32 protein-coding genes and 3 pseudogenes are annotated in these 25,957 nt (G+C 65.4%); 11 read left to right on the top strand and 24 right to left on the bottom strand.

Annotation, left to right across the window (positions count from 1 at the left end; all coding sequences use genetic code 11):
* Positions 1-48: 48 nt before the first annotated feature.
* The 5 genes and pseudogenes from A37W_RS24365 to A37W_RS21935 all read left to right on the top strand — a co-directional run bounded on the left by A37W_RS24365 (position 49) and on the right by A37W_RS21935 (position 2,133).
* A complete protein-coding gene (locus tag A37W_RS24365; protein WP_229665992.1) occupies positions 49-270 on the top strand; it encodes a calcium-binding protein in 222 nt (73 codons plus the stop codon).
* Positions 267-419: pseudogene (locus tag A37W_RS24370) on the top strand (calcium-binding protein); the annotation flags it as partial. The gene A37W_RS24365 and the pseudogene A37W_RS24370, both read left to right, overlap by 4 nt.
* Before the next feature lie 16 nt (positions 420-435).
* Positions 436-654 (top strand): annotated as a pseudogene (locus A37W_RS24700) (transposase); the annotation flags it as partial.
* A complete protein-coding gene (locus A37W_RS23790; RefSeq protein WP_229666007.1) occupies positions 584-1,162 on the top strand; it encodes a hypothetical protein in 579 nt (192 codons plus the stop codon). The pseudogene A37W_RS24700 and the gene A37W_RS23790, both read left to right, overlap by 71 nt.
* Before the next feature lie 185 nt (positions 1,163-1,347).
* Positions 1,348-2,133, top strand: coding sequence for a recombinase family protein (locus tag A37W_RS21935; protein WP_018303564.1), 786 nt, complete (start codon positions 1,348-1,350; stop codon positions 2,131-2,133).
* 444 nt (positions 2,134-2,577) lie between these two features.
* On the opposite strand, the gene A37W_RS23315 is transcribed toward A37W_RS21935, so the two are convergent.
* The 6 genes from A37W_RS23315 to A37W_RS23795 form a co-directional block, all read right to left on the bottom strand.
* Positions 2,578-3,285, bottom strand: a complete 708-nt coding sequence (locus A37W_RS23315) for a DUF1353 domain-containing protein (RefSeq protein WP_081617127.1) — start codon at positions 3,283-3,285, stop codon at positions 2,578-2,580.
* Positions 3,282-3,905: a GNAT family N-acetyltransferase gene (locus tag A37W_RS0113485; protein WP_018303566.1), complete on the bottom strand. Its 624-nt coding sequence runs from the start codon at positions 3,903-3,905 to the stop codon at positions 3,282-3,284. The genes A37W_RS23315 and A37W_RS0113485 overlap by 4 nt, the downstream gene beginning before the upstream one ends.
* Positions 3,902-5,068, bottom strand: coding sequence for a PhzF family phenazine biosynthesis isomerase (locus A37W_RS22915; RefSeq protein WP_051081062.1), 1,167 nt, complete (start codon positions 5,066-5,068; stop codon positions 3,902-3,904). The genes A37W_RS0113485 and A37W_RS22915 overlap by 4 nt, the downstream gene beginning before the upstream one ends.
* A gap of 63 nt (positions 5,069-5,131) precedes the next feature.
* Complete coding sequence (locus tag A37W_RS0113495; RefSeq protein WP_018303568.1) at positions 5,132-6,844, bottom strand: tetratricopeptide repeat protein; 1,713 nt, start codon at positions 6,842-6,844, stop codon at positions 5,132-5,134.
* Positions 6,845-6,924: 80 nt separating this feature from the next.
* Positions 6,925-7,878 (bottom strand): homocysteine S-methyltransferase family protein, encoded by a 954-nt coding sequence (locus A37W_RS0113500; RefSeq protein ID WP_018303569.1) that lies wholly within the window; start codon positions 7,876-7,878, stop codon positions 6,925-6,927.
* Positions 7,878-8,030: a hypothetical protein gene (locus tag A37W_RS23795; RefSeq protein WP_156169287.1), complete on the bottom strand. Its 153-nt coding sequence runs from the start codon at positions 8,028-8,030 to the stop codon at positions 7,878-7,880. Before A37W_RS23795 ends, A37W_RS0113500 begins: the two co-directional genes overlap by 1 nt.
* Before the next feature lie 182 nt (positions 8,031-8,212).
* Here A37W_RS23795 and A37W_RS0113505 point away from each other — a divergent pair, with 182 nt between their 5' ends.
* From A37W_RS0113505 to A37W_RS21950, 3 genes are all read left to right on the top strand, one after another.
* On the top strand, positions 8,213-11,812 hold the full coding sequence (locus A37W_RS0113505) for an ATP-binding protein (RefSeq protein WP_018303570.1): 3,600 nt from the start codon (positions 8,213-8,215) through the stop codon (positions 11,810-11,812).
* A gap of 130 nt (positions 11,813-11,942) precedes the next feature.
* The gene (locus tag A37W_RS23320) at positions 11,943-12,368 is read left to right on the top strand and encodes a VOC family protein (RefSeq protein WP_157236492.1); all 426 of its coding nucleotides are present in this window, start codon (positions 11,943-11,945) and stop codon (positions 12,366-12,368) included.
* Positions 12,369-12,694: 326 nt separating this feature from the next.
* Positions 12,695-13,138, top strand: coding sequence for an alpha/beta fold hydrolase (locus tag A37W_RS21950; RefSeq protein ID WP_018303571.1), 444 nt, complete (start codon positions 12,695-12,697; stop codon positions 13,136-13,138).
* A gap of 359 nt (positions 13,139-13,497) precedes the next feature.
* Here the strand turns inward: A37W_RS21950 and A37W_RS21955 are convergent, their stop codons facing one another.
* Complete coding sequence (locus tag A37W_RS21955) at positions 13,498-14,247, bottom strand: prephenate dehydrogenase (RefSeq protein WP_229665994.1); 750 nt, start codon at positions 14,245-14,247, stop codon at positions 13,498-13,500.
* A gap of 290 nt (positions 14,248-14,537) precedes the next feature.
* Here A37W_RS21955 and A37W_RS0113530 point away from each other — a divergent pair, with 290 nt between their 5' ends.
* From A37W_RS0113530 to A37W_RS23325, 3 genes are all read left to right on the top strand, one after another.
* On the top strand, positions 14,538-14,939 hold the full coding sequence (locus A37W_RS0113530; RefSeq protein ID WP_018303575.1) for a hypothetical protein: 402 nt from the start codon (positions 14,538-14,540) through the stop codon (positions 14,937-14,939).
* A 134-nt stretch (positions 14,940-15,073) separates the two neighbouring features.
* Positions 15,074-15,577: an ASCH domain-containing protein gene (locus A37W_RS0113535; protein ID WP_018303576.1), complete on the top strand. Its 504-nt coding sequence runs from the start codon at positions 15,074-15,076 to the stop codon at positions 15,575-15,577.
* Positions 15,578-15,622: 45 nt separating this feature from the next.
* Positions 15,623-16,180: a sugar O-acetyltransferase gene (locus A37W_RS23325; RefSeq protein WP_081617131.1), complete on the top strand. Its 558-nt coding sequence runs from the start codon at positions 15,623-15,625 to the stop codon at positions 16,178-16,180.
* 172 nt (positions 16,181-16,352) lie between these two features.
* Here A37W_RS23325 and A37W_RS23330 read toward each other — a convergent pair whose 3' ends face one another.
* From A37W_RS23330 to A37W_RS0113605, 17 genes and pseudogenes are all read right to left on the bottom strand, one after another.
* Positions 16,353-16,568, bottom strand: coding sequence for a hypothetical protein (locus A37W_RS23330; protein WP_081617144.1), 216 nt, complete (start codon positions 16,566-16,568; stop codon positions 16,353-16,355).
* A gap of 38 nt (positions 16,569-16,606) precedes the next feature.
* On the bottom strand, positions 16,607-16,750 hold the full coding sequence (locus A37W_RS24380; RefSeq protein ID WP_229666008.1) for a hypothetical protein: 144 nt from the start codon (positions 16,748-16,750) through the stop codon (positions 16,607-16,609).
* Positions 16,751-16,949: 199 nt separating this feature from the next.
* Positions 16,950-17,009, bottom strand: a pseudogene (locus A37W_RS24385) (hypothetical protein); the annotation flags it as partial.
* A gap of 246 nt (positions 17,010-17,255) precedes the next feature.
* Positions 17,256-17,468, bottom strand: a complete 213-nt coding sequence (locus tag A37W_RS21970; protein ID WP_229665995.1) for a DUF6127 family protein — start codon at positions 17,466-17,468, stop codon at positions 17,256-17,258.
* A 19-nt stretch (positions 17,469-17,487) separates the two neighbouring features.
* A complete protein-coding gene (locus A37W_RS21975; RefSeq protein ID WP_047772233.1) occupies positions 17,488-18,504 on the bottom strand; it encodes a DUF2793 domain-containing protein in 1,017 nt (338 codons plus the stop codon).
* Positions 18,497-19,171 (bottom strand): recombinase family protein, encoded by a 675-nt coding sequence (locus A37W_RS0113560; protein ID WP_018303580.1) that lies wholly within the window; start codon positions 19,169-19,171, stop codon positions 18,497-18,499. The genes A37W_RS21975 and A37W_RS0113560 overlap by 8 nt, the downstream gene beginning before the upstream one ends.
* Positions 19,172-19,299: 128 nt before the next feature.
* Entirely contained in the window at positions 19,300-19,866 is a 567-nt protein-coding gene (locus tag A37W_RS0113565) for a phage terminase small subunit P27 family (protein WP_018303581.1), read from the bottom strand.
* Positions 19,863-20,075 (bottom strand): DUF7220 family protein, encoded by a 213-nt coding sequence (locus A37W_RS0113570; protein WP_018303582.1) that lies wholly within the window; start codon positions 20,073-20,075, stop codon positions 19,863-19,865. The genes A37W_RS0113565 and A37W_RS0113570 overlap by 4 nt, the downstream gene beginning before the upstream one ends.
* 16 nt (positions 20,076-20,091) lie before the next feature.
* Positions 20,092-21,354 carry a site-specific DNA-methyltransferase gene (locus tag A37W_RS0113575; RefSeq protein ID WP_018303583.1) on the bottom strand — a complete coding sequence of 421 codons (1,263 nt, stop codon included), beginning with the start codon at positions 21,352-21,354 and terminating at the stop codon, positions 20,092-20,094.
* Positions 21,355-21,476: 122 nt separating this feature from the next.
* Positions 21,477-21,710, bottom strand: coding sequence for a helix-turn-helix transcriptional regulator (locus A37W_RS21980; protein ID WP_040754035.1), 234 nt, complete (start codon positions 21,708-21,710; stop codon positions 21,477-21,479).
* 129 nt (positions 21,711-21,839) lie between these two features.
* Positions 21,840-22,301, bottom strand: coding sequence for a hypothetical protein (locus tag A37W_RS23335; protein ID WP_229665996.1), 462 nt, complete (start codon positions 22,299-22,301; stop codon positions 21,840-21,842).
* 77 nt (positions 22,302-22,378) lie between these two features.
* Positions 22,379-23,251 (bottom strand): hypothetical protein, encoded by an 873-nt coding sequence (locus A37W_RS0113580; protein WP_040754036.1) that lies wholly within the window; start codon positions 23,249-23,251, stop codon positions 22,379-22,381.
* Positions 23,251-23,589, bottom strand: coding sequence for a hypothetical protein (locus A37W_RS0113585; RefSeq protein WP_018303585.1), 339 nt, complete (start codon positions 23,587-23,589; stop codon positions 23,251-23,253). Before A37W_RS0113585 ends, A37W_RS0113580 begins: the two co-directional genes overlap by 1 nt.
* 11 nt (positions 23,590-23,600) lie before the next feature.
* The gene (locus tag A37W_RS0113590; protein ID WP_018303586.1) at positions 23,601-24,149 is read right to left on the bottom strand and encodes a sigma factor; all 549 of its coding nucleotides are present in this window, start codon (positions 24,147-24,149) and stop codon (positions 23,601-23,603) included.
* Positions 24,150-24,252: 103 nt separating this feature from the next.
* Positions 24,253-25,182, bottom strand: a complete 930-nt coding sequence (locus A37W_RS23800; RefSeq protein ID WP_156169290.1) for a winged helix-turn-helix domain-containing protein — start codon at positions 25,180-25,182, stop codon at positions 24,253-24,255.
* A complete protein-coding gene (locus A37W_RS23805; RefSeq protein WP_156169293.1) occupies positions 25,142-25,375 on the bottom strand; it encodes a hypothetical protein in 234 nt (77 codons plus the stop codon). Before A37W_RS23805 ends, A37W_RS23800 begins: the two co-directional genes overlap by 41 nt.
* A complete protein-coding gene (locus A37W_RS0113605) occupies positions 25,372-25,950 on the bottom strand; it encodes a hypothetical protein (protein ID WP_156169296.1) in 579 nt (192 codons plus the stop codon). Before A37W_RS0113605 ends, A37W_RS23805 begins: the two co-directional genes overlap by 4 nt.
* Positions 25,951-25,957 lie beyond the last annotated feature (7 nt).

Consider the following 25,957-nt stretch of genomic DNA (forward strand, 5'->3'; position numbering starts at 1 on the left):
ACGCAGGCGATATGGGGCGAATGACGCGCGCACCCGAGGGCCGATCCGGTGCCGAGTTTCGGCGTCCATGTCGTCGGAACTCCCAACCTGGACACGCTGACGGGCTCCCCTGCAAGCAACACGATCCATGGTCTTGCGGAGGCCGATCGACTTGTCGGCGGCGGCGGGGCGGACACGATCTACGGGGGTCTTGGGACTGATACAATCAAGGGGGCGACGGCGACGACCGGCTGTTCGGCGGCGACAGCACTGCCGACCTGCGTGACGTGATCGTCGGGGGAGACGGCGAAGACCGGATAGATGGGGGCCATGGCAACGACCAGCTGCATGGCGGCAATGGCGCCGACATGATCGAGGGCGGGTTCGGGGCTGACACGGTCATCGGGAACGCGGGTGCCGACGTGTTGACCGGCTCGGCCTATTCCGACCTGATCTTCGGCAACGAGGGGTGCGCGGACAACCAACAACATCGAGCGGCTCAACGAGGAATTCCGACGCCGCATCAAGACCCAGACCGTCCTGCCCTGCACCGGAGACCGTGCCCATGCTGCTCTGGGCGCTCCTCGCCTCCGGCCAGATCTGAATGCGCAAGTCGACGGGTGGGAGACCCTGTCTCAGCCCATCGAACCCTTCGCCACTGACCAAGCCGCCTGAACAGGCCGAAGTCACCACGCTCGGAGAACGACGGTCGAGAATTTCAACCAGTTCCCAGACACGACCGTCTTGGATAGGAAAGAAAAGTGAATCCGGTGCATACACAGACCCTCGCGTGCAAGGGTTGCGTGTGCGCGTTCGGAACATTCAAATCGATGGTGCGGACATATTCCGTGGGATCTTCCACGAGCAAGCCAAGTCATATGCACGATTCCAAGACTATTTCCTTGGTGAGATCTTTATCAGTCCGACAGCACTAATACCGATCGCCCGGCGTGATGGCTTTGAAGAGGATAAGAATTGGCGGAGCGCGCGCAAGGAGTTGGGGATGATCGCCAAGGCGCTTGGGAGGGAGGCTTATGAACTGTCCAATGCCGGAAAGCTATTCCTTGACGCACAGAAAGAGGCGCCCAAAAAAGCGAAAGAAGACTTTCGAAAGCTGAAAAAATCGGACTTCGCTCATGCCTACGAGCGCAGCTCTTGCCGCGTTTGGCTCAGCATACGTTGATATGAAGGTCGAAGCGCTGCGAAATGTTGGTCAAGCCGCTGCGACAGAGGATCAGGAGAAGGTAGAAAACGACGTTCGGGACGAACTTGTCACCGAGATCATGGCGATCCTTGAAGAGCAGCTCTCTCCCAAGTGTATGGCGGAGGTCCGCCACCTTTTGTCCGGCTATTTGCAAGGGGCTGTGGATGGGCGGCAGCCTGCCGCTCGGCTACGACCGCCACTCGGTCCCCGAGCGGCGGGAGCTCGTCGTGAACGAAACCGAAGCCGAGACCGTCCGCACGCTGTTCCGGCTCTACGACAAGTTCGGCTCACTGCGCGAGCTGGAGTTCGAGGCAGCCCGGCTGGGCCCCAGGCCCAAGATGGTCGTCTACGCCTCCGGCCGGCGCCGCGGCGACGGGCCGTTCCGGCGGGGGCAGCTGCATTACCTGCTGGCCAACCCGATCTGTCTCGGCCAGATCCGGCATCGCGACCGGACCTGGCCCGGCCAGCATCCGGCAATCATCGACGCGGACCTATTGGCCCAGGTGCAGGAGAAGCTGCAGGCAGCGGCCGGCAAGAGGCGCGGCGGAACGCGGCGGAGAGCCAGCCCGGCCGCATGGTTGGTCGGACGCCTCGTCGACGAGACCGGCGATCGCCTCACCCCCACCCACACGACCAAGGGCGGGCGGCGCTACCGCTACTACGTCTCTAACCGGCTCGTCGGCGGCGGCCCCGATCCCGCCGGCTGGCGTCTGCCCGCGCCAACACTAGAGCGCGCCGTCGCCGGCGCGATCGGCCGCCACCTCGTGGCGGCTGCGGAGCGGCAGGCCGTGGTCACGGGCATCCCCGCCACCCTACTGGCCGGAATCGGCGAACGGACGATCGCGCTCGGCCGCCGCCCGGACCTGCCTTCCGACTGGTCCGAGCAGGCCCGTCTCCTCGGCATTCCAGCCTGCCACCCCGTTCGCTGTTCTTCGCCGTGCCCTCCCTAATCCGCTCGCTGATCGTCCCTGTTCGGCCGGAATGAATTTCCTGTTCAGCGCGAGCAGGGAATTGCCACTCAACCAGCTGATCCGGCGGAAGGATCCGGGGGCGAGGTGGCCGGAATCGTCCGCGCAGAGAAATTCTCCGCTGATCTTTCACTGTTTCTTGGTAAACAGCACCGACGAACGGGGCCGGCGGAGACGATTGGACAATCCTGGCGCCGGGGAGCGGAAAGGACGGGGCTCCGCGGCCCGGACGAAGCCGCTAAGGCCCGGGAAGGCGGGACAAAATCCGGCAAACGACGGAATCAGGGACGGGAGCAGGACTGGCTGGCGGAGGGGACGGGACTGGGTTCGGACGTTCTCCATTACCTTCGGTGCCCTACTACACTCAAATGTTGGCGCGAGCGATCGTGCGGACAATCTGCGCATAGTACTTCAATGCTGGGCTCATCAATCCACATTGCTGCCGACTCCGAGCAAGATCGCCTCGCGCTCTCGCATCCAAGTTTCGATTTCGGACAGGCTCGGGTCTGTCTCTTCGATGAAGCGAATGCAGCGCGCCATTTCCGCTCGCAGCTCACTCTCCGGAACCCCCTGGAGCGACCGCGCCGGATCGTCCCAACGAGGCCCGCCGAGATATACCGCGGCGAACATGATCTTGGCTCTCATGGGCGGGACGCCGGCGGCGCGCAGGGCATCGTAGAACATCCGATGTGTTTCCTCCCAGCCGCGCGCGCGGAACACCGCAAGACCTTCGTTGGCGCGCCCGCAATACGCGTCGTGTAGCGCGGCCGCGGCGAGGAACTCACGGCTGCGCGGCGCTCCAATCAGAGGAACGAATATTGGCGGTATCGATGCGCCGTCGGTCAGGATCGCCGGAGGTGCGGTCCAGACGGTCCCGGACGGGTCGGTGAACTGCAACGGCGCGAGTAGCTGGGCATAGGGATGCGCGTGACCGGGCAAATGGATATGCGCCGGCCCGACTTGAACCGGTGCGTCGTCGAAGACGCAGAGCGGAGGCGTCGGGCGATCGCCGCATTCGTCGAGTGCAGCTGCAGGCGTCTCAGCTGAGATCAACGCAAGCGGGATGGCGATAATCCCGGCGCGAGCAATCGCGCTGTACAGCCACGCGGATCGTGTCGGATAAGTCAGAATCATCGCAAGGTTTCCTTCACATCGGGATCTTGCTGGTCTCCGATCTCACGCTGGAGAAGCCGGATGGTCCGTGCTCCAGTCGGGTGTTCCGGCGCCAGCGGATGGGCATGAGTCTCAACGAAACCGCGTCGGGCGTAGAGCGCTGCCGCCGCACGGTTGTTGTCGTAGACGAGGAGCGACTGCGTGGTGCAACCGGCACGCCGCGCCATCCCGTCGGCGGCACGGAGGAGCGACAGGCCTGCGCCGCTGCGGCGGTAGCCCTCCAGAACGGCGAGCGAGTCGATGTACCAACTGTCGAGTGCGTGCGCCTTGAGGCGCGCGTAGGGCTGGTCCGTGCCCGTCTTTGCCGGTGTCATCCTGTAGGCGAGGATCGCACCCACGATTCTTGCTTTGTCTTCGGCGACCCAAGCATCGCGCAGCGCTTGCCGTGTCCGGTTCGAGGCGATCTCGGCGGCGCCGACCGCGAAAGGGTTCTGGCCGGGCGATGCCGCTGCTGCCCAGCGGCGACGAGAAAGCCCGCCATCGGCCTCGTCGAACAGACGCGCCAGCAATTCCACGTCCGCCTCGGCAGCGGGCCGTATGCAGAGCGATCGCTGGGATCCGATATCGACCTGGAAGCTCATCGCGAAGCCCCCCCTCCGAATGCCACGTCCTGCGCAGGAACGTCGCCGGTCCTCGCCCCGGCACGGGAAAGCGGCTTCATTAGAAGAAGCCACTGGTCGGTCGCAGTGTCCCATCCGTCCTTGACGCAGGCCTTCCGCTCGACCTGCTTGAACCCGTGTCTTTCATAAAGCCGACGAGCGCCGGCATTGTCGCTGGCCACGATCACGCTGAGATGGCCGAGCCCTTCTGAAATGGCGATCTCCTCCGCCAAGCGCAGGAGCCGCCCGACTTTCCTGCGCGCCTTCGGCGGCGTGGCGCCGCACTTTGGGTCGCACCCGGATCGGAGCCAGACGAGGAAGCCTATCTCCCGGTGATGGGAGTTGTGCCGGAGCGGCAGGGTCAGGGCATTGGGTCCGCAATGATGCGCCCTGTGCATATCGTCGCCTTGTGCGATCTCGATCTGGTTGCCGTGGGGCCACCCCAGATCGCGCAGATACCCGGCAAGGGCGGCCGCAGCGGCGCCTGTCGCCGGATCCTCGGACACCCCGCCCAAAGCAAAGGCATTGCGAACCGCGAAGGCCCGTTCTGCGGTGGCGGTGACGAGGCAGATCGTGCCGAGCCCCCATTTCTCCATCAAGGCGCGTCCGCGCTCGAGATCGTACGGAATGGCGCGTGAAAGTGCGTTCCTGGACGCGAGGCCGAGGATGAGATGCGTGGCACCGGCACAAGCGATCGCCGGAGGGATGCGGGCGTCCATGTTGCTCGCGTTCAGCGCAAAAAGCTCCTGTGCCTCCTGCACGCAGGTCTCATCGGCCGGCCGGCTCGTGGTCTTGGGGGACTGTAATGCCGCACGGACGAGACCGTTGCTGACGCGCGCTTCCACGGTGATTTCGCCTTGGTTCAGCCGAAGATTATAACTCGCGGGTGCGACGGTCTCCGCCAATGCGGCGCCAAGCGCGAGGGTGGCGTGGCCGCAGAAGGGCACCTCGGCGTCCGGAGCGAAGTAGCGCGTTCGCCAGTAGCCATCCGCCTCGCGTGCAGCGAATACGGTTTCGGAGTAGCCAATTTCGGCGGCAATGCATTGCATTTCGTCGGCTTGCAGCAGCGCATCTGCAAGCAGGACCCCGGCTGGATTGCCGCCCGATGGCCCGTCGGTGAAGGCTGCATATCTCAGGATATTCATTCTCAACCCTTTGCTGTGAGATTGGTGTAGTCCGGGGCGCCGGATGACGGCGCCCCCCATTTTTCAGAGCCTGTCGAGAGACGGCGCGCCTTCGCCCAGCCAGGCCCGCTCGAACGCACGACGCGCGGCGATGACGTTCCCTGCGTCGCCCTGGTCCACGGCTAGCGCCTCCTCGGCCTGCCAGACGCCCCAGAGCGCCCAGGCGTTGTTCGGATGAGTCTCCAGCGCAGCTTCGAAAGCCTGAAGCGCGCCAAGCTCGTCGCCCGCCTGGAGCCGCACGGCCGCAAGTGTCTGGCGGACCGGATACGACCAGTAGGGCGGCTCCATGTAGCCGATCGTGTCCTCGAGCCGGATCGCCTCCTCGAGGTGATGTTCGGCGGCGTGCCAGTTGCCCTGCGCCTGTTCGATACGGGCCTCCACGAGGTGCTTGGCGATTTCGAGGACGTCGCGGGCGGGCAGATACTGCTCCTCGAGCCCGGACAGGTCGGCGTCGGCGATAATCGCCTCGATGGCGTGCTGCTCGGCCAGGGCGGCGTCGAGATCGCCCTGCAACGCGAAGGCCGTGCCCCGCGCCCAGTGCCAATGCCCCCTGACGAAGGGAAACCTTTCGCCCGGATCGGGCAGCGCGAGGATCGCCTCCGGCTCAGCCAGCTGCGCGTGGGCGGCGTAGGGCGCGGTGTCGATCGCCTGCACCCAGGCGAGGTCGTCCGACACTTCCTCCGATGTCACGCCGGCCAGCAGGTCCGCAGCCTCGAGTGCGTCGTCCCTGAGTCCTGCCATCTGCGCGCCCACCAGCAGGAAGTGGATGTTGTGCGGGTAGTAGCCGTAGCGATAGAGCGGGCTCGCCGCGTCGCCGGCCGCCGCGAGATAGGCCTGATCGGCCGCGATGGCCTCCTTGTTGACGGCGATGGAGTCGGCGTAGCGCCCGACCCGGTTGTAGATGTGGGCCGGCATATGCAGCAGATGGCCGGCCACCGGAACCGCGCCGCGAAGTGCGTCCGCTGCCGCCTCGGCGCGTGACGGATCGGACGAGGCCTCGACCGCGTGAATGTAGAGGTGCAGCGCGCCGGGATGCTGCGGCGAGAGCGCGATTGCCCGTTCCAGCGTCGCGAGGATGGTTTCACCTTCGCCCTTCGGCGTTGCGCCGTCGGCCTCCCAGTAGTCCCATGGCTGCAGGTTCATCAGCGCGTCGGCGTAGATGACCTGCACGTTGGCGTTCTCAGGCATGCGCTCCGCCGCGACGGCCATGCGGTCGGCAAAGGCACGGTCCTGGGCGGCACGGTCGCCGAGGGTTTCGTCGTAACGGTCGACCACCGCCGCCGCGAGCATCCGGTCCCGCGGGGTGGCGGACAGGCCGAAGGCGCGCGCCGCGGCTTCGGCTGCCCGCGCCCGGTTTTCCGGATGCATCCCGTCGTTCAGGTTCGGCCCGAGCGCATACGCCTCGCCCCAGAAGCAAGCGGAGCAGCCCGGATCCGCCTCCTGCGCCGCTCGGAAGGCGACGACCGCAGCGGAATGGTTGAAGCCCCAGAGAAGCGCCACGCCCCGGGCAAAGGCCTCGCGAGCTTCGGGATTGTCGGTCCCGGAGTCGAAGCCGAAATCGCCGTAGCCCGCGAGCGCCATCGCGGCGTTCGCATCGGCGTCGGGCATTGTCGTCTCGGCATGGGTCACGCCCGGGCGGAACAGCTCGGTGCGGCGCTCGGTCTCGTGTGCCTGAACGCTCGGGGTGAGCATGGTGGACGCGATCAAGGCCGCGCCAAGGGTTCGGTGGAAGGTCATGGGTGTATCTCCGGGTTCAATGGGAAGGGCGAGCGACCCGCTGTGCCGCGGATCGCCGGGTGTTTTTTTGAGGGTGGTCGTCAGGCCGCCTGACACTGGCAGCAGCAGTCGGCCATTGCCTCGATGTGGCGATGGTCGGTGCCGCAGCAGCCGCCGTAGACGCGCAGGTTCGGCAGGATCCGCTTTAGCTGGGCGTAGTCGCGCCCCAGTTCCGCCGGGTTTCCCGGGTCGAGCTCTTCGGCCTCGTCGAGCTCGGCATGGCTGAGACGCGAGGCGTTCGCCCGCACGCCCCAGATGCGGCGCAGCCAGGCGGCGTCGGACTCGAGCGCCGACCGAAAGTGATCGGGATGGGCGCAATTGACCATGAAGTAGGCCGCGGCACCGCCGGTCAGCATGTCCGTCCGCTGGAAGGCCTCGCCGAGCGGCGTGCCGTCCGGCAAGCGGCCGTCCGTTTCCGTCGTGTAGGACAAAACCACCGGCATCCCGACTTCGGCCGCCGCGCGCACGATGCCGACGCCTTCGTTCACGGTCGAGATCGTGAAGGCGCTGACCATGTCGGCCTCCGTGTCCAGAAACCAGCCGATCTGCTCGGCGTGGAAGGCCTGCGCCTCGTCCGCGCTCATCGCCGTGTCAGGCTGATAGCCATCGCCGCGCGGGCCGATATTGCCCGAGATCACGAGGGGCGAAACACTCGCCGCCTCGCGCCGAACCTCGGCGAGCAGCTCGATCGCGCGCTTATTGAACCGCGCGAGATCGTCCGGCGAATGACCGAGTTGCGCGCCCCAGTCCCGGCTGGCGCGCCAGGTCGGCGCCTCCAGCAGGAACCCGGTGCCGTAATCGGCCGCGATGGCGAGATGCCGCTCGAAGTAGCTCTTGAGCGTCTGGCGCCCGTCGCTGTTTCCCAGAAGCGGGTAGGATGCGAAGCACGGCAGATCGAGCTCTTCGAGAAAGATGAGCGTCGTCTCGAGGCCGGCGTCGGTCAGGAGTTGCGTACCGTCGATCTGCGGCAACCGGTTCCGATGGAGCGCACGCATCACACCCACCCCCCGAGATTGGGGTTGTTCCGGGCGAGGAACGTGTCACGGGAATCGGCCTGCTCAATGCCAAGATCGCGGCGCAGATGCGCGCTGCTTGGCAGGTCGGGAAGCAGCCTGCGGCGGAATGGTTTGAAGATACGTCTGAACATGGTGGGTGCCTTTCGTTATGACACCCGTTGTTTGTACCCTGGCCGTTCCACACGGCGGCGGCCGCCCGTTACAGCGTCGTTAAAAGGTCAAACCCGGTCACCAAGACCGTTTACCCAGAGGCCATTCAACGCCCAAATGGGTCATGTCCATAGAATCGCTGAATGCGTAGACGTTTGGAGCCATGGAGTATCAGGTCGGGATCAATCTGTTCGGACAGTTCGAGGCGCGTCTCGACGGCGTTCCCGTCCGTATGCCGACGCGGAAGGTCGAACTGATCCTCGCGCTTCTTGCGATCGAGCCGGATGTCGCGCTCAGCCGTTCCACGCTCGCGGGAATGCTGTGGCCGGGTCAGCCCGACGCGCAGGCGCGGGCCTCGCTCAGGCAGGCGATTTTCCGGCTCAAGACCACCCTTGAGCCTTCGGATGCCCTAGAAGTGACCTCTGGCTGGATCAAGCTTCGGAGCAACCGGATAGCGCGGGACCTGGATGCCCTCGACCACCGTGTCGCGGCGTCGGCGCTCCCGATCGGCACTCCGCTTGAGGGCATGAGCGGATTCGAGCCCGAGGTAGAGGACCGGCTCGACGCGGCGCGCGCAGAACTGCGGGCGCATCTCATGAACTGGTTGGAAGAAGCAGAGTCCGAGGCCCTTGCCGCACGCCGATTTGCCGATCTCGAGAGCCTCGCGCGGCGGCATCTCGTGCTCGATGGCTACGACGAAAGCGCACTGCGGATGCTGATGACAGCCCTCTGGCGGCAGGGCCGAAGGAATGCGGCACTGGATGTCTTCCGCGAGACGAGCCAGCGAATACGTGCCGACCTGTCGGTGTCCGTCGATCCATCCACGACAGCCCTCTATCAGGAGATCAGGGCACAGCCCGCCGCCTCTAAGGACCAGAAGCAAACGGCCGTCACCGCCGAGAGGATCGAGCCGCCCGCCTCGCCGACAGGGCCGCCCGCGGAGGCGACCCTGCCCCACCTTCGGCATGTTGCGGTCATGCATGTTGTCTCGGACCGCCTTCTGGCCGCGCTGCGCAACCGCGATCCCGAGGACGCGGAGGCGGCCAGCCGCGCAGCCTCCGACGCCATCGAGCGGGCTGTGCGGCGTGAGGGTGGCTTGATCGCGGGCCGGGCCGGACACCGGCTGTCCTGCGTCTTCGGTGTCGACCGTCCGGACGAGAGCCCGGCGCTTTCAGCGACTTTCGCCGCGTACGAGATCGCGCGTCTCGACTGCGCCGTGGGCATCGACACTTCTCGCGCCCTGATTGGCGGCGAGAGCGACAGCTATCCCGCCGCCCACCTCGCACAGATCCTGGCCGAGGCGGCGGCTCCGGGAGACGCACTTTGCACCGAAAGAGTGGCAGCATCGTGCTGCGGCGCATTCTCCTTCACGGCGGCGGACCCCGCGCAGACGGGTGAAACGGAACCAGTTCCCGTCTGGCGGCTGACCGGAGAGATACTTTCCCGAGGCAGCTTCGACATCCGCAAAGCGCGCGGGCTGACACCCTTTGTGGCGCGAGAGTCCGAAATCGAGGAGGTTTCCACGATTGCCGCACAGCCAGGACCAAGGGCCGTGGCCATCACGGGCGAGGCCGGGATCGGAAAATCCCGGTTTGTCCACGAAACGCTCATGCGGCTCGGCCCGGTCAATTTGCTACGAGTTCAGTTCCATCCCAATGAAATTGGTGGGGGTATCGCCCGGTTCGCGTCCGTGCTGGCCTCGCTTCTCGGGGATAGGTTTGCAGACGATCCGGTTGCCGCCCTCGACGCCGCGATCCCGGATGCGTCCCTGCGCCGCCGGATCGCACCGGCGGAGGCTGTTTTCGCCTCGCGTGGCGCTGCTCCGGAAAGCGTGGAAATGCCGAGGGGCGTCCGCATGCAGGCGATTGCCGATGCGCTGCTTGTCGCGATCCGCGTGCTGGCTGGACGGGACTCGGTCCTGCTGATCGAAGATGCGCACTGGGCGGACGATGACGGCGCGCTGCTTCTCGAACGAATCCTGCGCTCACTCGACCGCGACGGCCCATTGGTGATCGTCACGATGCGGCCGGGCAGCGGCTTGAATTTGTCCGGCATCGCCGGTCTGCGCTCTATGACACTGGCACCATTATCGGAAGCCGCGTCCGTCCGCCTCCTGGCCCTGCTAGGACGTGATGTCACCAGCGATATCACCGCCAGATCAGGCGGCGTGCCGCTGTTTCTGGAGGAGATCGCCCGGCTCGGGACGATGCCAAGTGACGGATCTCAACCCGTCCCCGAAACACTTGCCGGCCTTCTTACACGCCGCATCGACGCGCTGCCACCGCATCTGCGCCGGACAATCGAGGCTGCCGCTGTTCTGGGGGCCGAGCCAGCGGACGACCTGCTGCAGCCCTTGTCCGGTCTGCGCGCCGACGCCTACGAGGCTGCCATTGCCGAGCTTGCGGATGGCGACCTCCTGTTCCGCATCCGATCGATGCCGCAGCGTGTCTACGGATTCAAACACGCGCTGGTGCAAGAGGCGGCCTACCAGGCGATCCCGACCAAGCGGCGCAAAGAGCTTCATACGAAGGTCGTCGAGCTGCGTGAGAACGACTGGCGCGCGGGCGACAGGAGCTTGGGCGCTATGCTGGCCGAACACGCCGCTCAGGCGAACATGCCTCGAGCGGCAGTTGATTTCGCCCTTGCCTCCGCCAGCGACGCTTCGGGGGCGGGAAAATACGCTCTTGCGCTGCGCACTTTAGAGATCGCTCGGACGTCGCTCGCCAGCCTTCAGCGGCACGCGGACGTGAAAGGCCTCGAACTCCAGATGCTACAATTGCGGCTGCCGATCATGATTGCCTACGCAGATCCTTCGGAGTTCCGCGCGAGCCTGAACGACGCCTTGGCCCTTGCCCGTGACCTAGGCGAGAGTCAACTCGATATGCGCCTCTCGCTTCACGCCGCTTTCATCTACCAGCACTTCGATCCGGCTAAGGCACTCGACTATGCAGACAGCGCCATTAAGGTAGCAAAGTGTCTTTCGGATACTTCTTTCGTTCGTGAAGGGCACGTTGCGCGCTGCCAAATATTGTCCTTTCAAAGCAAGATGCGCGCGGCTCTCCAGGCGATCCGTCCTCATATCAATGCCTGGCAGGACGAATGGACCGAACGCGACGAATATCTCGTGTCTCGCTATGTGATGAACCAGTTTCTCATATCTCGATCGCTCGCGGCGCTCGGAGAAAACCAGAACGCCTTGATGCACGTGCGCAATGCCCTTGAGGCGGCAGAGCGTAACGATCATCCCATCGACCGCTATATCGCACGATTGTCCGTCGGCGATCTTCTAACGGCCGCCACTCGACATGGCGAAGCAGGAGCGGCCTATCGGGCGGCGGTGGACTTGGCCAAAGCGCAAGAGCACACTTATTTCCAGGTCTATGCTGAATCGCATCTGGGAATGACCGAGCTTTGTACTGCCGATGGAGACAGGGGCGCGGAGCGGCTAGGGGAATTGCTCGCTTTGGGTGACGCCGGTTTGCATCCGGTTTCTCGTCTGGAGGCCGAGGCTGCGCTCCTGTGTCACCGGCTCGACCGCGAGGGCGGCAACGATCTATCTCAAATCGAGCATCTGCTCGAGCGGGTTCGAGGAGTCGATCTTCCCGCCGTGGAACTGCGAATCCTGGAAACGTTGGCGCGATGCGATCCGAACGGACCGCAGGAGTGGGCAACCGCCGCGAAGACTATCCTCGCCGAAGAGGGATACGCTCCGTGCAAACTGTCTGATGACGAGGTGAACGCGCTGATGGAGGTAATGGCGTGACCAAGGTGGCCGAAGGCGCCAATGCCGTCGCCGGTGTGCATTCGCGGTGGAAGCCGATGGTCGCAGGCAGCTTCCCCCTCCTTCCGACCCTGGTCTGCACATGGTGGATCGAGGCTCACGGATCAAATCCATGACAGAGATCGACCATATCTTCGTTTTCCCCTCAGATATTGAAAGGCTGCGGCATCGCCTCGATACCGCTGGGCTCGTGCGCTCCTTCGAGCGGGAACATCCCGGCCAAGGCACGGCCAACGTCTGCTATTGCTTCGACAACATGTATCTCGAACTCCTATGGGTCGCGGATGCAGCTGCACGGCTTAATCCTGCGGTGGCCCGCACGGCGCTCATCGAGCGAGGCACCGGGGAGACGTCAGCCTGCCCTGTCGGCATCGCATGGCGCGACGGACCGGGCAGACCTCTCGACCTGGACCTGGAACTATACGGCACCCTTCCTCCCCGCCGGGACCTCAATAGCCGTGGCAATCGAAAGCGAGAGTCCGCAGGCGCCGTTTCTTTTTCGCTCGCCCGGGACATCCCCGCCATTGCAGTGGAGTGACGGCCGTCAGGGCAATCTGCAACGCGCAGCCGGGATCACGACCGTCGAAGAGGTCGTGCTCGAATACCCGATGGACCGTCGACCACTCACGAAATTGACCAAACACACCATTCTGTCACTAAAGCCGGCGCGAAGGTGGTAATTTTCGCTTCGACTAAAGAGAAGCGACCATGGAGACCCAATGCTCCTGGACAATATTTACCGAAATGCATAAATCCTTCGTGGACTGCGACTTGGACCTATCGAACTCAATCCGAGCGACATACGGCGTAATTCCTGTCTGCGGCACCCATTTGAAGTGGCGCGCCGTCGGCTGAGGGCAGCCGGTGCTCCTCCTTCACGGTGTACCTGGCGACTGTGAAACCCTTGCGCCGGTCGCAGACCTGCTGGCGGAAACGGGCCGCGCCTCGACCGTTTCGTTGCGTTACGGCGGGCATGGCCCGCACGGCGCGCGGCCCTTCGGAACACAGCAGCAGTACCAGGACCTCATCCAGATCGTCGAGACGATCGGGGGCCCGATCGACATAGCGGCGTGGTCCTACTCGGCGCATGCGGGGCTGGCACTTGCCATAAACCGCTCTGACATGGTGCGCAGCCTCTACCTGTTCGAGCCCGAGTTTCCCACCTTCGACTCCGACCCGGACCATCTTGCCCGGATCGAGGCCGATACAATGGCGGCATTCGGGCCGGTCTTTGACGCCCTGTCGGCGGGCGATCTCGGAACGGCGCTGCGACAGGCCCTCGATGGCGCGGCGGGCCATGCGGGATGATTCGATGCACAGCCGGAAGCCATTCGCGAGATCCATCGCCGCAATGCGGGCATGCTGCCTCTCCTCTTGCAACAGACGCCGGTCTTGCAGATAGACGAAACGGACCTGGGGCGGATCAGTCGGCCCGTGACTGTCGCCTTCGGCACGGGCACGCGTTTATGCTATCGGCTCGTCTCGGAGGCCGCCGCGGGGATCATTCTGGGCGCCCACTCCTCGCGGCTATCTGGGAATCACATGCTTCCCGAAACGGCACCCGAAATGCTCTCCATGGATATCAGCGCCCATCTGGCTCGCGTAGCCTCAGAGGCGCCGTGATCACTACATCAGGTTCGGCACGTGATTCGGTACGGTTTCGGGCATCAGCCGGCGACATCGCGGCGGGACCGATGCGACGGGTTCTGCAGCTTCTCGTTCGCGTGCCGAACCGCATCGAGAAAGGACTGCCGGACGCCTTCTGCATACGGGTTGGCCGCCTCGATCGCCTCGAAAACCTCCGGCGCGTCGTCTTTTACCATCGAGATCGCCTCCACCAGAAGATCGAAGCTTCGCGTGGTCATCCGGGTGGGCAGAGGACCCATTTCCAGAAGGACCTTCGCGATCAGATGGGTGAGGCCCTGCACCACGGCCGCCTCCCGGTCGTGCTCCTCGGGCGTGGTCAGGATGACCTCGAGGCCGAGGCGACGCGCGAGAAATCGAACGAGGGGACGATGATCCGCACCCCGAAGCGGGCAGACGGCGATCTTCAACCCGCACAGCCCCCCACGCGCGCTTTGCGGCCCGAAGAGAGGATGCGTTGCCATGATGTGAACCGTCTGCGGCAGCAGCCTCAGCATTATCCGGGCGGGTATGACCTTGACAGAACCGACATCCACGATGAGTGCGCCAGGCTTGCAGGCCCTGCCTATGTCACGGAGGACGTGTTCAAAGCTCGACACGGGCGTTGCGATGACGACCACGTCGCAACTTGCGACCCGTTCGAGGCTGGTCGACAGGACGCCTCGTAGCTCTGTTCCGATCGGTAGTTTCGGGTCATATGCGCAGGTTATGAAATCGCCGGAGATATGTCTTGCGATCAATTCGCCAAACGCACCCATGCCGACAATTCCCACGGATACAGCGGATTTCCGAGAAGGGGCCTGCATCGAGTGTGGCCTTGCTTCGAATGACTGATGCGGGCCGGCCAAGCGGCGAAATCCTGCGCTGCCTCATCGGCCCATGGGACCGATTAACCTCCGCAGGCCGAGCCCGTATATCCTTCTTTTCCCATCAGCCCCTCTTTTAACGCCTAGGTAACGCTCCCAAGGGGTCCACTGTCACGAACTCCCTCCATGGATCTTGGTTGAGGACATTCTCAACAAGTGAATGTTGGTGTCGTAAACTCAATAGCGGGACTGCCAAGATGACTGCACGCAAACTACAAACGGGCCTTGCCCTGATCTTCCTGATTCTCGGCGCCTGGTGCCTGATCGCGCCGGCGATGGTGGTCCGCTTCACCTTCCAGCCAGAGTTCAACGAGGCGACTCGACAGGCTCGATTCTTGGTGGGCTGCTTCGGCGCTCAGGCCGTACTCAACGGAACCATCCTCCTGACCGCCCGATTCACGCCAACGACCTTCCTCGTCTTCGGCCTCGTAGGCTCGGTCCCGTTCTTCGCGTTCAACATCTGGTTCTGGTTGGTCGAACCGGTCCTCAATGCCTGGATGCTGCTCGATCTGGCGGGCAATGTGGGTATTCTGGCCTGCGGCCTTTGGGGATGGGCGCTCGCGCGGCGCGAAGCGAGCAGCGAAGCCGTTCTGGACTGAGCTCGAACATGCCATTCGCTAAGCGGCGATTGTTGCGGCGAATTTTTGCGATGCCTGGACAGAACCGAGATCTCCGCAGCCATCGCGAGCGTGTTCAAGGCACTGGCAAACATAGCTCAGGTCGAACGATCTGAATGAAGCAGGAAGAAATCGTCATGATCGATTTGTTCAAGAAAACCGAGGCCACCGATGCCATGTGGCTGGAATTCAGTCGCGCTCGGGGGGTAGTTTCGGATTATGCTGTCGTCGCTTTCGGTGACTCGCCTGAAATGGCCACCGAGCTTGCCGACCTGGTCGCGTCCGGCATCAAGCGCGCAACGACATGCTCAAGGCATGAAGCCGAGACATCGCCCATCCCGCCGACGATCGGAGGATACGTGGTCCTTGTCGATGGCGAAGGATCGCCACGCTGCATCTGGCAGACGACCGAGCTGCGCGAAGGGCCGCTCTCGTCGGTCGACGACGCATTTGCCTGGGACGAAGGTGAAGGCACCCGTTTGCGTGATGACTGGCGCGAAGGTCATATCGCCTACTACCGGCGCGAGCGTGGATCTCAGGACCCGAAAATCGACGACTCGTTTGTGGTGATTTTTGAGCGTTTCAAGGTCGTTTGGCCCGAAGTATTGTCTGATCGATGAGTGAGGCTGGCGCGTGGCTGGGTCGGGCATCGAGGAGGTGCTGCAATGCTCAGAACGGAACTGGAGAAGATGCAAGCCGGTGAGTGGTATTCCTGCCTCGATCCGGAACTAGAGGCGCTCCGCATGGTCGCGCGGCGGGCGGTGCACGAACATCGCGTTCTCGACCCCGACAAGCGCGGGGCCATTGCCCCTCGTCTCGCCGCGCTGTTCGGTAGCGTTGGTAATGACGTCTACATCGAAGCGCCGTTCCATTGCGCATACGGCTTCAACATCGCGATTGGCGACGGCGCGTACTTCAATGCTGGATGTACGATCCTGGACAGCGGTTCCGTCACAATCGGCGAACGCACACTGATGGGTCCCAATGTCCAAATCTACTGTGCCGAGCACAACAAGGAAGCGGATCTGCGTGCGGCCGGGCAGGAAATCGCGCGGCCGGTGAGCATCGGGTCAGACGTCTGGATTGGCGGGGGCGCCGTGGTCCTTCCGGGCGTCACTATTGGAGACCGATCTGTCATTGGAGCGGGAAGCGTCATCACGCGCGACGTGGACTCCGGCGCCGTCGTTGTTGGAAATCCGGGACGCCCAGTTCGACACGACTGAATTCATCCACCCGCGCGCGCACATCCTTATCTGGGCCCGCATGACGCTGTAGTCGGCGAGCATATCGACGATAACCGACCCCTCCGGCAGCAGGGCCAGCTCCTTTGCCGCTCGTGTCTGGAACATGCGGCTGAACTCGACGACCGGCGGACATGCACCGAGGCTTACAACGTCAGAAGCGCCCGTCGCGCAGCCGCTCAGCCAGATCGTCGCGAGAATGAGGGCGACGCGCCGCCGCTTCGAGCATCCGTCGTTGTGCATCATGGCTTCTCTCTGTGGTCTCGAGGCGTTCGGCCAGCCGGCCGGCGCGCTCGCCGGAGCGGCGCAGGGCGAGCAGAAACAGAGGGATCGCAAGTGCGGTGACGCCATAGCGGAGCGCCGTGCGCATCCATGGGCTCGTTGCGAACCTGGCGAAGAACCAACCGATCACCGCCACCCCCGGCGCCAGTCATCAAGGCGGGCGTAGATCGTGACCGCGATGCCGCCGAGGGCGACCACGATGAACACCGAGCGCAGCGTGTCGAGATACGGGACAAGCGGCAGGATCGCGGCCGGGGCCTCCGTCAGCACCTGCTGCGCCACCTCGACGCCGGCCGCACCCAGCGTCGCGACGCCAGCCGCCTTTCATGGTGTGGCTCTGCGCCAAGACCTCGCGCGTCGGCGGGATCTCGGCCGCGAACGGCACCGCACGGGCAGCGAACCGCTCGCCCCACTGACGCGCCGGGCCGAGGTCGATGTGCATGAACCCCGAGCGCGGATAGAAGCCGAAGCCGAGGAACCCGACCTCCCGCGCCGCGGCCTCGAACGCCACCGGGTCGTGGTTCGTCATGGCGATGTCGAAGGCGGCGCCATCGAGGTGCTTGGAGCGGGCCAGCGCCAGCCGCTCTCGGGTACGTCGCGCCAATGGCGGTGGAAGGTCGTCGTCATGGGGGTCCTCCGAAAACGAGAAACCCGCCTCGAGGGCGGGTCATGGCGGGCTGATGAATGGGGACGGGGCGCGGCTACGGGCCGCCGCCGAAGATCTTCAGCTTGATGGCTATGCCCGCGAGCAGCGCCAGCATGACGCCGGTGGTGATCACGCGGACCGCGGTTTGCATTGCGGTACGGCGCACCAGGCGGATGCTGTCCGCAGGGAGCGCAGATCGCGGATGTCGAGCGCGGCCTCGTCACCGTCGAGGCCGACATCGGCGAGCGCGCGCTTCGCGCCTTCCTCGGCCGCCCGCGTCAGGATCGCCCCGAACCCGGCGTCGGGCATGCAGACGTAGCCCTCGGATCGGGGTGGGTTCATCGGTTCCCCCTTCCGCCGCTCAGCCGACCTTGCAGCCCCAGAACGAGGTGTGATCGGCGGCGAGGTAGCCATCCGCGACCCGGAAGTACCCCTGCAGCTCGACGGTGTCGCCTGCAGTCAGCGGCACCATAGTCTGCAGCCAGATCGCGGTGGCGAGCGAGACGTGGGTGGCGGAGATTTCGCCGAGGGAGCCGCGGATTTCGGTGGTGCCGTTCAGCACCAGCCGCCCGCGCATGCGGGCCGTGGTGCTGGCATTGACCTTGTACATGAGCGTCGCGCCGAAGAGGTAGGTGCCGTCCACGGGCGCCACGAAATGGTTGTTCGCAGCGTCGAACGCGCCCTGATCGTTGTAGTCGGTGTTGTTGAGGCCAATCTTCGTCCAGGTGCCGACGCCGACATAGTTGTCGTAGTTCGTGTACGCCTTGAAACGGGGCAGCCGGGGCTGATCGACGATGCCGGTGACGTTGTCGACGCTCAGCCCGTCGAAGAAGGTGCTGCCGTCGGCGGAGACCGCGAGCCGGAAGCGGTCCGAGCCGAACAGGCCGACCAGCGCCTTGGTCACAAAGCCAGTCTGAAGGGTCAGCCCGAGATCGTCGCCCGCCCCCTCCTTGTTCATGGTGTAGAAGAGACCGCCGGTGCCGCCTTCGGCGATGGTCTTGGCGGTCCAGAGCGCGGCGTTCAGCTTGGCTGAGAACGGGTTCGACGCATCCGCCGTTGTGCCGAGCCCAAGCAACGCGAGGTTCTGCAGCGCGGCTGGCGTGGTCCCGACCCAGCCCGTGTCGTCGTAGACCAAGAGCAGGCCCTCGTCCTCGACCCAGGCCCGCCAGCCGGTCCGGGGCGGCAGGCGCAGCCAGGCCCCGTCGGTCCATAGCGCGACGTTCAGGTCCCAGCCCGCCCAGTCGCCCGTGGCGCCCGAACCGACGATATAGCGGTCGCCGTCGTCGGGGCTGGCGGGCGGCGCTGTCAGGTCCCTGTCGAGCACCGAGAGCTGCACGAGCCCGTCGAGGATCCGCAGCGCCTCGTAATGCCTACCCAGCTTCGCGCCTCAGCCTCATCATCAGGTTGCGGACGTTCGAGACCTGCCAGCGCCCGCCCCTCCTTGTCCGGATGCCGCGGCGGTTCAGCTCAGCAGCCACCTCGCGCAGAGACGTGTGGCCGTCGCCGGTGACGTCGGACAGGACCGCACCGAGCGACTGCGCGAACTCCGCCGCATTCCGCTGCACCACCTCCCTAAGCGCCTCGCCGCCCCTTCCAGTGCGCCTGAGGGCCGCAGCGCCGTTCGGGTTGCCCAGCGTCACCCCGCGCGCCTTTGCCGCCGCCAGCGCCTCCTTCGTGCGCCGGGAGATCGCTTCCCGCTCCTGCTGTGCCACCAGCGCCATGATGCCCACCGTCAGGTCGTTGGCCTCCGGCATGTCACAGGCGACGAAGCGGACGCCGCTGTCGCGAAGCGTCAGCAGGAAGGCGGCGTTGCGGCTCAGCCGGTCGAGCTTCGCGATGACCAGCGTCGCGCCTGTGAGCCGTGCCAGATCCTGCGCCCGGAGCAGTTCCGGCCGGTCGTTCTTGCGCCCGCTCTCCACCTCGGTGAACCGGCCGAGGATGGTCGCCCCCTGCCCCGCGGCGTAGTCGTCGATCGCCTTACGCTGCGCTTCCAGCCCGAGCCCCGAGCGGCCCTGCCGTGCGGTCGAGACTCGCTCGTAGGCCACGAGTTTCGCTTTCTGGATAAGCTCTTTCGCGGATGGGACAGTCTCGCTGACCATGTACACACCTGCCAAACGTTGGTTGCGCAGGTCTGTACAGCCATCGGACGGCCGGGAAGTGTAGCGGGCCGAAGCTATTCCTCGCCCTTCGCCGCGACGCCGCTCTTGTCGCCGACAGGCTCGAACGGCTGCTCCACGAACTTGCCGGTCTCGTCCCTGCTGACGATCGAGTACTCGACGCGCGGCACGCCCGTGTCGATCAGGTACTTCGACCCGGGGGGCGGGTTCGCCACGACTCGGCTGCGCGAGGCCGGCGTCATTCCCATCTCGACCGCGAAGCGCCCCATCAGCTCCAGCTGCTTGTTAGCGACGCCGATCCAGGGGTTCTGCTGCACGTAGCCCGACGGCGTCTTCACCATCGCCGGCAGCGCGGCCAGTCTCTCTTCCGCTTCCACCCAGCGGCCGTAGGCCTGGCAGTAGGCGGCGAGCGCCGCGCGGTCGACGAGCGTCAGCACGCCCATCTCGTGCAAGTGAGGCGCGAGCCTGTGCCACTCGTCCCGCGCCGGCTCGTTCAGGTGCGGCGGGCAGCCAGGGCACCCTTCGGGCGGGACGGGTTCGTCCTGGTTGTAGCCGCGCTTGCCCGGGTTGCCTTCGAGGCGCCGGATCGCCGTCGGCTTCGGGCGTCGTCCCCGGGCGGTCACCGCCCCAGCCTCTCGAACAGCCGTCGCAGCGCGAAGCTGCGCAGGAGAGAGGACAGGGTGAACAGCAGCGCGATCGTGACCTGCTGCCCTCCCGTCGAGCGGATCGCGAACAGCGTGTGCAGCCCCGCCTGCAGGGCAACCGCCACGACAAAGCCGGCCACGACGTTCGTCACGACCTCCAGCGCCGAGTTCCGGACCGACTGGCTCATCGGCGCACCTGTCGCATCAGGCGGCCTCCTCCGCCCGCTCCCGCGCAACTTGCTCGAAGGCGGGGCCGGACGGTCCCAGCCGGGCATGCTCGCCGGTGAACGCCTGCCACCGGGTCACCGCCACGTCCACGTACGCCGGGTCGAGTTCGATCGCATGGCAGACGCGCCCCGTCGTCTCGGCGGCGATGATCGCCGTCCCCGATCCGCTGAACGGCTCGTACACCGCCTGTCCTGGCGCCGAGTTGTTCAGGATCGGGCGGCGCATGCACTCGACGGGCTTCTGCGTGCCGTGGACGGTCTCGGCATCCTGGTCCCGGCTCGGTATCGACCAGAGCGTCGTCTGCTTGCGATCCCCCGACCAGTGGCCCCTGCCCTTCTGCCGCACGGCGTACCAGCACGGTTCGTGCTGCCAGTGATAGTCGCCGCAGGAGAGGACCAGGCGCTCCTTCGCCCAGACGATCTGCGCCCGGAGGCCGAAGCCGCAGGCGGTGAGGCTCTCGGCGACCGTGGTGGCGTGCAGGGCCCCGTGCCAGATGTAGGCCACCTCCCCCGGGAACAACGCCCACGCCTCGCGCCAGTCCGCGCGGTGATCGTTCTTCACCTTGCCGGTCCGCTTCGTCTTCGCCGTCCCGACCTCGTTGCGCCAGCCGGGGTCGTAGTTCACGCCATAGGGAGGATCGGACACGCAGAGATGCGGCCGTACGCCCGCCAGCACGCGCTCGACGGTCCCGGGGTCGGTCGCGTCGCCGCAGATCAGCCGGTGCGGTCCGAGATGCCAGAGGTCTCCCGGCCGCGATACCGGGACGACGGGCGGCTCGGGAACCTCATCCTCCCGCGGGTCCGCCTCCCCTGACCTCAGAAGCGCGTCGATCTCGGCCGCATCGAAGCCGAGGTCGCCGAGGTCCACGCCGAGCTCCGCCAGCTCGCCCAGCTCGAGCGCCAGGAGGTCCCGGTCCCATCCCGCCTGCTCGGCCAAGCGGTTGTCGGCCAAAACCAGGGCCCGCTTCTGCGCCTCCGTCAGGTGGCCGAGCTCGATGACCGGCACCTGCCGCATCCCCAGTTGCCGCGCCGCCATCAGCCGGCCGTGCCCGGCGATCACGCCACCATCGCCGTCGACCAGCACCGGGTTCGTCCAGCCGAACTCGCGGATGCTGCCGGCGATTAGCGCGACCTGCGCTTCGGAATGCAGGCGTGAGTTTCGAGCGTAGGGGGTCAGCGCCTCGACGGGGCGGTATTCCACCGCCAGCGTCCTGTCCTCGGGACCGATTCGAATGGGCATCCTGCTCTCCTTGCCCCGACCCGCCATTTGCGGCGAGTACTCTGCCTTGATAGCCCAAATCTCCGGCCGATAGAATCCCGGCAAAATAGAGTTGCATGGCGCAAAATGGCTGTTCTCGGTGCCTATCCCCAGTTGGCGTATTGCGTCAGCCATTCGTCGAGCTCCGACCGAAGGGCAAAATACCGCCCCGTCCCTGCCGGCTTGTAGATTGGCACGCCAGGCTTGTTGGCCCATCGCTTCACGCTGTCGCGCGACACGCCGAGGGCTGCGGCAATTTCGTTCAATCCCCACAGGCGTTCAGGGCCAGCGTCGATTGCCTTGTAGGGCCGCAGGTCGGCCGGGCGGAAGTCGATCATGGTCGCTCTCCTCGGGGTCTCGAGGCCATGCTTCGCCCCCTACCCCCTGGTAGATTAAGGATGTCCCGATTTCGATGACGAACGGATGCGCCGAATTCGCCAAACCGTCATCCTTTTCGGGACAGGGCGTCATCGTTTTGATGACAGGGTCGAGGTTTTCGTCATCGTTTTCGGGACAGGTCCGTCACGATTTCGATGACGGGATTTTCCATTTCGTCCGGTCGGATTGTTTGCAGGTGAGCGGACGACGGTGAAATCGTTGCCGGTACTCCAGGTCCGATAGAGGCGCCGAGGTCCGGTGTTCCCCGCATGGGGCAGCGCGATCTCCGTCAGCTCGTAGGCAGGTGCCCTGGCCTCGCCCTCCACCCCGAGACTCGCCGGCTCGACGACGACGATCCAGCCCTTGGCCTGCAGGTCGTGAAACGCTCTTGCAGCAGCAGCCCGTCCCACGCCCAGACGATCGGCGGCCTGCCTGACGCTCAGCCGGATGCTGCCGTTGTTGTTGTACTCCGCCCCGTGCCACTCCAGCCGGAGCCACGGATAGAGCGCCTGCGCCGCCGTCGAGAGCGCCCTCCACGCCGGCAGCTCCATTTCGGACCGAAGGAGTTGAGCGAAGTGGGCTCCCCGTGGTCTGCGACCCGTCCGGTCAGGCTTCCGGCCCCGCCCCATCACGCGGCCCTGCCGATGAAGTCCATCAGCGTCCGACGCTCCTCCGCCTCGATCTCCTTGAGCGTCTCGAGTTCATCGACAGGCAGGTGGCGCTCGATCGCTCCCTGCACCATTTCCCGCAGATCGTCCGGCGGAATGGCGTCGAGCTCTGCGGCCACGTCATGTGGCCAGCGCTGGTCCGCCACGGACGTTCGTTTCGGCGGCCGGGTGGGCAAAGCCATGTCCCGGACCTGGTCGTCCGTCAGCGCCAGGCGATTGAACACGATGTCGACGTCGTACATCTCGCCGAACCGGTGCAGCTTGTCCTGGAGGGAGAACGCAGCGTCCTGCCCGGAGCGGTCGAAGTCGTAGAGCGCGTAGACCACCAGCGTCTGGCAAGTGTCCCTGAGGCGCTCCACCGCCTCGTAGGCGAAGGTCTCGGACGTGAACCCCCCGGTCGGCATCAGCGGGACGTCGTAGTCCGCCGTCACGGGATAGATCACTCCCGCGAGGGCCGACTTCTCGATCCAGATCTCCACTTCGATGTCGAGGTCCCGCCAGAGGTTCTTGCGGTAGAGGCGGGCCGTGTCCTGCAACGCCTCTTCCCAGCCGTCGAAGGAGCGCGGCTTGCGCATGTATCGAGTGGCGTCCGCGATGGCGCTGTAGGGCAGTCTCCCCTCCTGCCGAAGCTTCAGGACCTGGGCCTGGACCTTGGCGTAGCCGCCCTCGGTCTTGTCGATGCCGGGAAGTCCCGCCACCTCTGCCTGGTAGTAGAGCCCCCGCACCGTGATCGGTCCGTGCCGCGCGGCGTAGTCGATCAGGAACTCCGCCCGCTCCTCCATCTCGGCCTGCGTGGCCCGGCGACGTCTTATCCGGCTGGCCTGATAAACCATCACGCGGCCTCCCGACCTGAGAGCAACGCCGCAAGCTCGATCCGGCGGGAGAGCGGCTTCGGCCGCGCGATCGCGATATACACGAACTGGTCAGGACCGAGGCGGCGCTGGACGAGGTGTACCAGCCGGTGGTCGCTGGCCCAGCGGGCACACTCGGACAAGGCGGCCAGCCCCCTCCACCTGTCGGAAGCGAGCGGAGACATCTCGGGAGCCGCGTCGATCGCGAGAAACCCGCGGTGGTATTCGAGCCACTCGCCCGGCAGGGCATCTCCCACCCACTGGCAGAAGTCGAGCTCGGTCCGGGGCGGAGGACGGCGGCTGAAGCGATTGCTGATCATCCGTGCCTCCCTCACGTCGCGGACGGGCGCAGGCCATAGGCCGCGAAGACGCGGCGCAGGCGTGCGAGATGGCGGTAGAGGTGAGAGCGGCTGCTCTGTCTCGATCGGACGATCTCGGTCACGCTCAGCTGCGCCAGGGCAGCGCAGAGGCGCCGATCGGACTCGTCCAGACGACCGAGGGTCGCCGCGACCGCCAGACGCCGCCCGACGAACGAGGCATCAGCCATCTCACTGTCCGACCAGAGGCCGTCAGTCGTGGCGATCGTGCGCCCGTAGAGATCGCCGGCGGCCTCCATGGAGAGCGGCCCTCCGTTCTGCACCTCAAGGCAGCGGATCCTGCTGGCGGTGAGACGGGCGGAGCGGTTGCGGATCACCAATCCGGCAAAGGCGCCGATCGAGCCCCGCTTGGCGTCGTAGGCCGGCAGCCGGCAGAGCAGGTCGAGGAGGAAGTCCTGCATGAGATCTTCCCGGTCCGCAGGTGGCAGGCCGAGGCGGCGTTGCAGGCGGCGCGCGGCGGCCCTCGCTTCCGCGAGCATGGTGGGCAGGAAATCAGGGGTCATGGTCTTCGTTGCCTCAGGTTGGTTGACGACACCGACAACCTGACGCCGACGGGCTCGGCGAACCTGTCGCCGACCTGTCCGAGCCTGTCCCGAACCTGTCCCTCTAGAACACCTCCACTTCGGCGGCTGACAGCTGCAGAGAATAGCCGCTCCGGCGATGAGTTCGGATCAGGTCCGGATCACCTAGACGGCTCCGCAGCCGGCTCATCACCGTATCGATTTGTTCCTCGTGCTGCCGCTCGCGCGAGCCCGTTGCGTCCTCGATTGCCTTCGCCAGCCGATCCCGGGAGACGACGCCGGCCTCGCTCACGGCTTCGCGCGCCAGAGCAGCGAGAACTGCCGCTTCGCGCGACGGCAGCACCTGCTTGTCGCCGTCCAGCGTTACCGTCCGCCCCTCCTCATCGACCGACATGCGGGGGCCGCTCAGTCGGAACGCAGGGAGCGTGATCGTGTCCCTCGCCCCGTCCACCAGACCCTCGAGGGCAAGAACGCGGGTTTGGAAATGCTCGAGATGCATGAGGACATTTGCCGCGGGAGCCCAGTCGGTAGGGGTGAGCAGCGTCCATCTCGGGGCCGGCTCGTGGACACGGGCCACACCCAGAAGGTCGAGGAGGTCGCCCGCAGCTCGTCCGCGAGCCAGGCAGACCCCTTCCCGATCCGCGCCCGTCGAACGTGACCCGAGCCAGTACAGAAAGGGCGTAAGTTCGCGGACCGGTGGACCTTGTAGATCGAAGGCGTTTCTGAACAGACAAGCGAGAACTCGGAAGTCGATCTCGAAGGGGTGAAGGCTCTCAGGCTCCACCTCCTCGACCTCCTCCCACGGATCAGCCGGGACGAGGAAGCATCGGCCTTCCTGGAATACGACCAGGGCATCGTTGACGAGACTGGGCGGTGGCCGCTGCTGAAGCAGCCCGGAGATCAGGAGCGATCGAAACTCGGCTTCGGACGCGACGCCGAGTTCCTGTCTGTCGTGCCATCCCGGCGGATAATGTTCACTCAGCCGCAAGAGCGGTCGGATCAGGGCGAGATGCACGGCGCAGTCCGTTGAGCTCCAGGTGGCTGTAGATCACCTCTTCGAAGGTGTGATCCCGGAAGCTGGCCACATCAGGCGGCTGGAGCCTCACCGGCACCGTCATCTCGGCCGCGCCGTTCTTGAGATGGAAGTCGATCAGGGCAGACGCGATGCCGAGGCGGCTCTTCTTCAGGTCCAGCCCGAGCGCTCTCAAACGCGGCAGGGCGTTATCGTCGGCGCGAAGAATGAGCCGGAAGGGCGACCGCCGCCGCCGCCCGATCGTGCCACCGCCATCGAGGCACCCTCGCGCACGACGACATCGGTGACCGCGGGATCCCACCCGAAGCGGAAGGCGAACTCCTCCGCCGCCTCCTCGATCGGTGCCAGCGTGTAGAGGTCGTCCGCCAGCGGCCCGGCGAAGAACATCTCATCGCCGATGAGGAACGTCGCGAACAGCTCCACGAGCATCTTCGCGTCCCCGACCGACGCCGCCCCGACCTTGATCCATCCGTCCCGCGCGGAATAGCGGATTGTATCGCCAGTGATTTCGCGGAGGGGGAGCGCACGCTCCTCTCCGTGCTCCTCGACGTTCGCGGTCCGGACGTTCTTGCCGTGCAGAACAAGGATTCCGATCTGCTCGCCTTCCGGGTACCAGCGCACGTCGCAGTATCGCCCGCAGTACTTGCGCTGGAAATAGGCTGAAACCGCCGCCCTGAACTCCTCTTTCCACACCAGATGGCGGCTCGGAATTCCTGGCTTCGCGGCGGTACGTTCGATCGGTCGCGGCACCGACCAG

The sequence above is a fragment of the Wenxinia marina DSM 24838 genome, from assembly GCF_000379485.1.
Classification (GTDB): Bacteria; Pseudomonadota; Alphaproteobacteria; order Rhodobacterales; family Rhodobacteraceae; genus Wenxinia; species Wenxinia marina.

Coding starts and splice junctions, on each gene's coding strand:
- A37W_RS0113505 (WP_018303570.1), top strand. CDS start 8,213: ATGGAGTATCAGGTCGGGATCAATCTGTTCGGACAGTTCGAGGCGCGT.
- A37W_RS0113535 (WP_018303576.1), top strand. CDS start 15,074: ATGAAGCAGGAAGAAATCGTCATGATCGATTTGTTCAAGAAAACCGAG.
- A37W_RS0113530 (WP_018303575.1), top strand. CDS start 14,538: ATGACTGCACGCAAACTACAAACGGGCCTTGCCCTGATCTTCCTGATT.
- A37W_RS0113590 (WP_018303586.1), bottom strand. CDS start 24,149: ATGACCCCTGATTTCCTGCCCACCATGCTCGCGGAAGCGAGGGCCGCC.
- A37W_RS23335 (WP_229665996.1), bottom strand. CDS start 22,301: ATGGAGCTGCCGGCGTGGAGGGCGCTCTCGACGGCGGCGCAGGCGCTC.
- A37W_RS0113495 (WP_018303568.1), bottom strand. CDS start 6,844: ATGACCTTCCACCGAACCCTTGGCGCGGCCTTGATCGCGTCCACCATG.
- A37W_RS23330 (WP_081617144.1), bottom strand. CDS start 16,568: ATGCGCACGGCGCTCCGCTATGGCGTCACCGCACTTGCGATCCCTCTG.
- A37W_RS23325 (WP_081617131.1), top strand. CDS start 15,623: ATGCTCAGAACGGAACTGGAGAAGATGCAAGCCGGTGAGTGGTATTCC.
- A37W_RS0113570 (WP_018303582.1), bottom strand. CDS start 20,075: ATGAGCCAGTCGGTCCGGAACTCGGCGCTGGAGGTCGTGACGAACGTC.
- A37W_RS23790 (WP_229666007.1), top strand. CDS start 584: ATGCGCAAGTCGACGGGTGGGAGACCCTGTCTCAGCCCATCGAACCCT.
- A37W_RS23315 (WP_081617127.1), bottom strand. CDS start 3,285: ATGATTCTGACTTATCCGACACGATCCGCGTGGCTGTACAGCGCGATT.
- A37W_RS0113485 (WP_018303566.1), bottom strand. CDS start 3,905: ATGAGCTTCCAGGTCGATATCGGATCCCAGCGATCGCTCTGCATACGG.
- A37W_RS0113585 (WP_018303585.1), bottom strand. CDS start 23,589: ATGATCAGCAATCGCTTCAGCCGCCGTCCTCCGCCCCGGACCGAGCTC.
- A37W_RS21980 (WP_040754035.1), bottom strand. CDS start 21,710: ATGATCGACTTCCGCCCGGCCGACCTGCGGCCCTACAAGGCAATCGAC.
- A37W_RS0113575 (WP_018303583.1), bottom strand. CDS start 21,354: ATGCCCATTCGAATCGGTCCCGAGGACAGGACGCTGGCGGTGGAATAC.
- A37W_RS21970 (WP_229665995.1), bottom strand. CDS start 17,468: ATGAACCCACCCCGATCCGAGGGCTACGTCTGCATGCCCGACGCCGGG.
- A37W_RS21935 (WP_018303564.1), top strand. CDS start 1,348: ATGGGCGGCAGCCTGCCGCTCGGCTACGACCGCCACTCGGTCCCCGAG.
- A37W_RS0113580 (WP_040754036.1), bottom strand. CDS start 23,251: ATGGTTTATCAGGCCAGCCGGATAAGACGTCGCCGGGCCACGCAGGCC.
- A37W_RS0113500 (WP_018303569.1), bottom strand. CDS start 7,878: ATGCGTGCGCTCCATCGGAACCGGTTGCCGCAGATCGACGGTACGCAA.
- A37W_RS23320 (WP_157236492.1), top strand. CDS start 11,943: ATGACAGAGATCGACCATATCTTCGTTTTCCCCTCAGATATTGAAAGG.
- A37W_RS22915 (WP_051081062.1), bottom strand. CDS start 5,068: ATGAATATCCTGAGATATGCAGCCTTCACCGACGGGCCATCGGGCGGC.
- A37W_RS23795 (WP_156169287.1), bottom strand. CDS start 8,030: ATGTTCAGACGTATCTTCAAACCATTCCGCCGCAGGCTGCTTCCCGAC.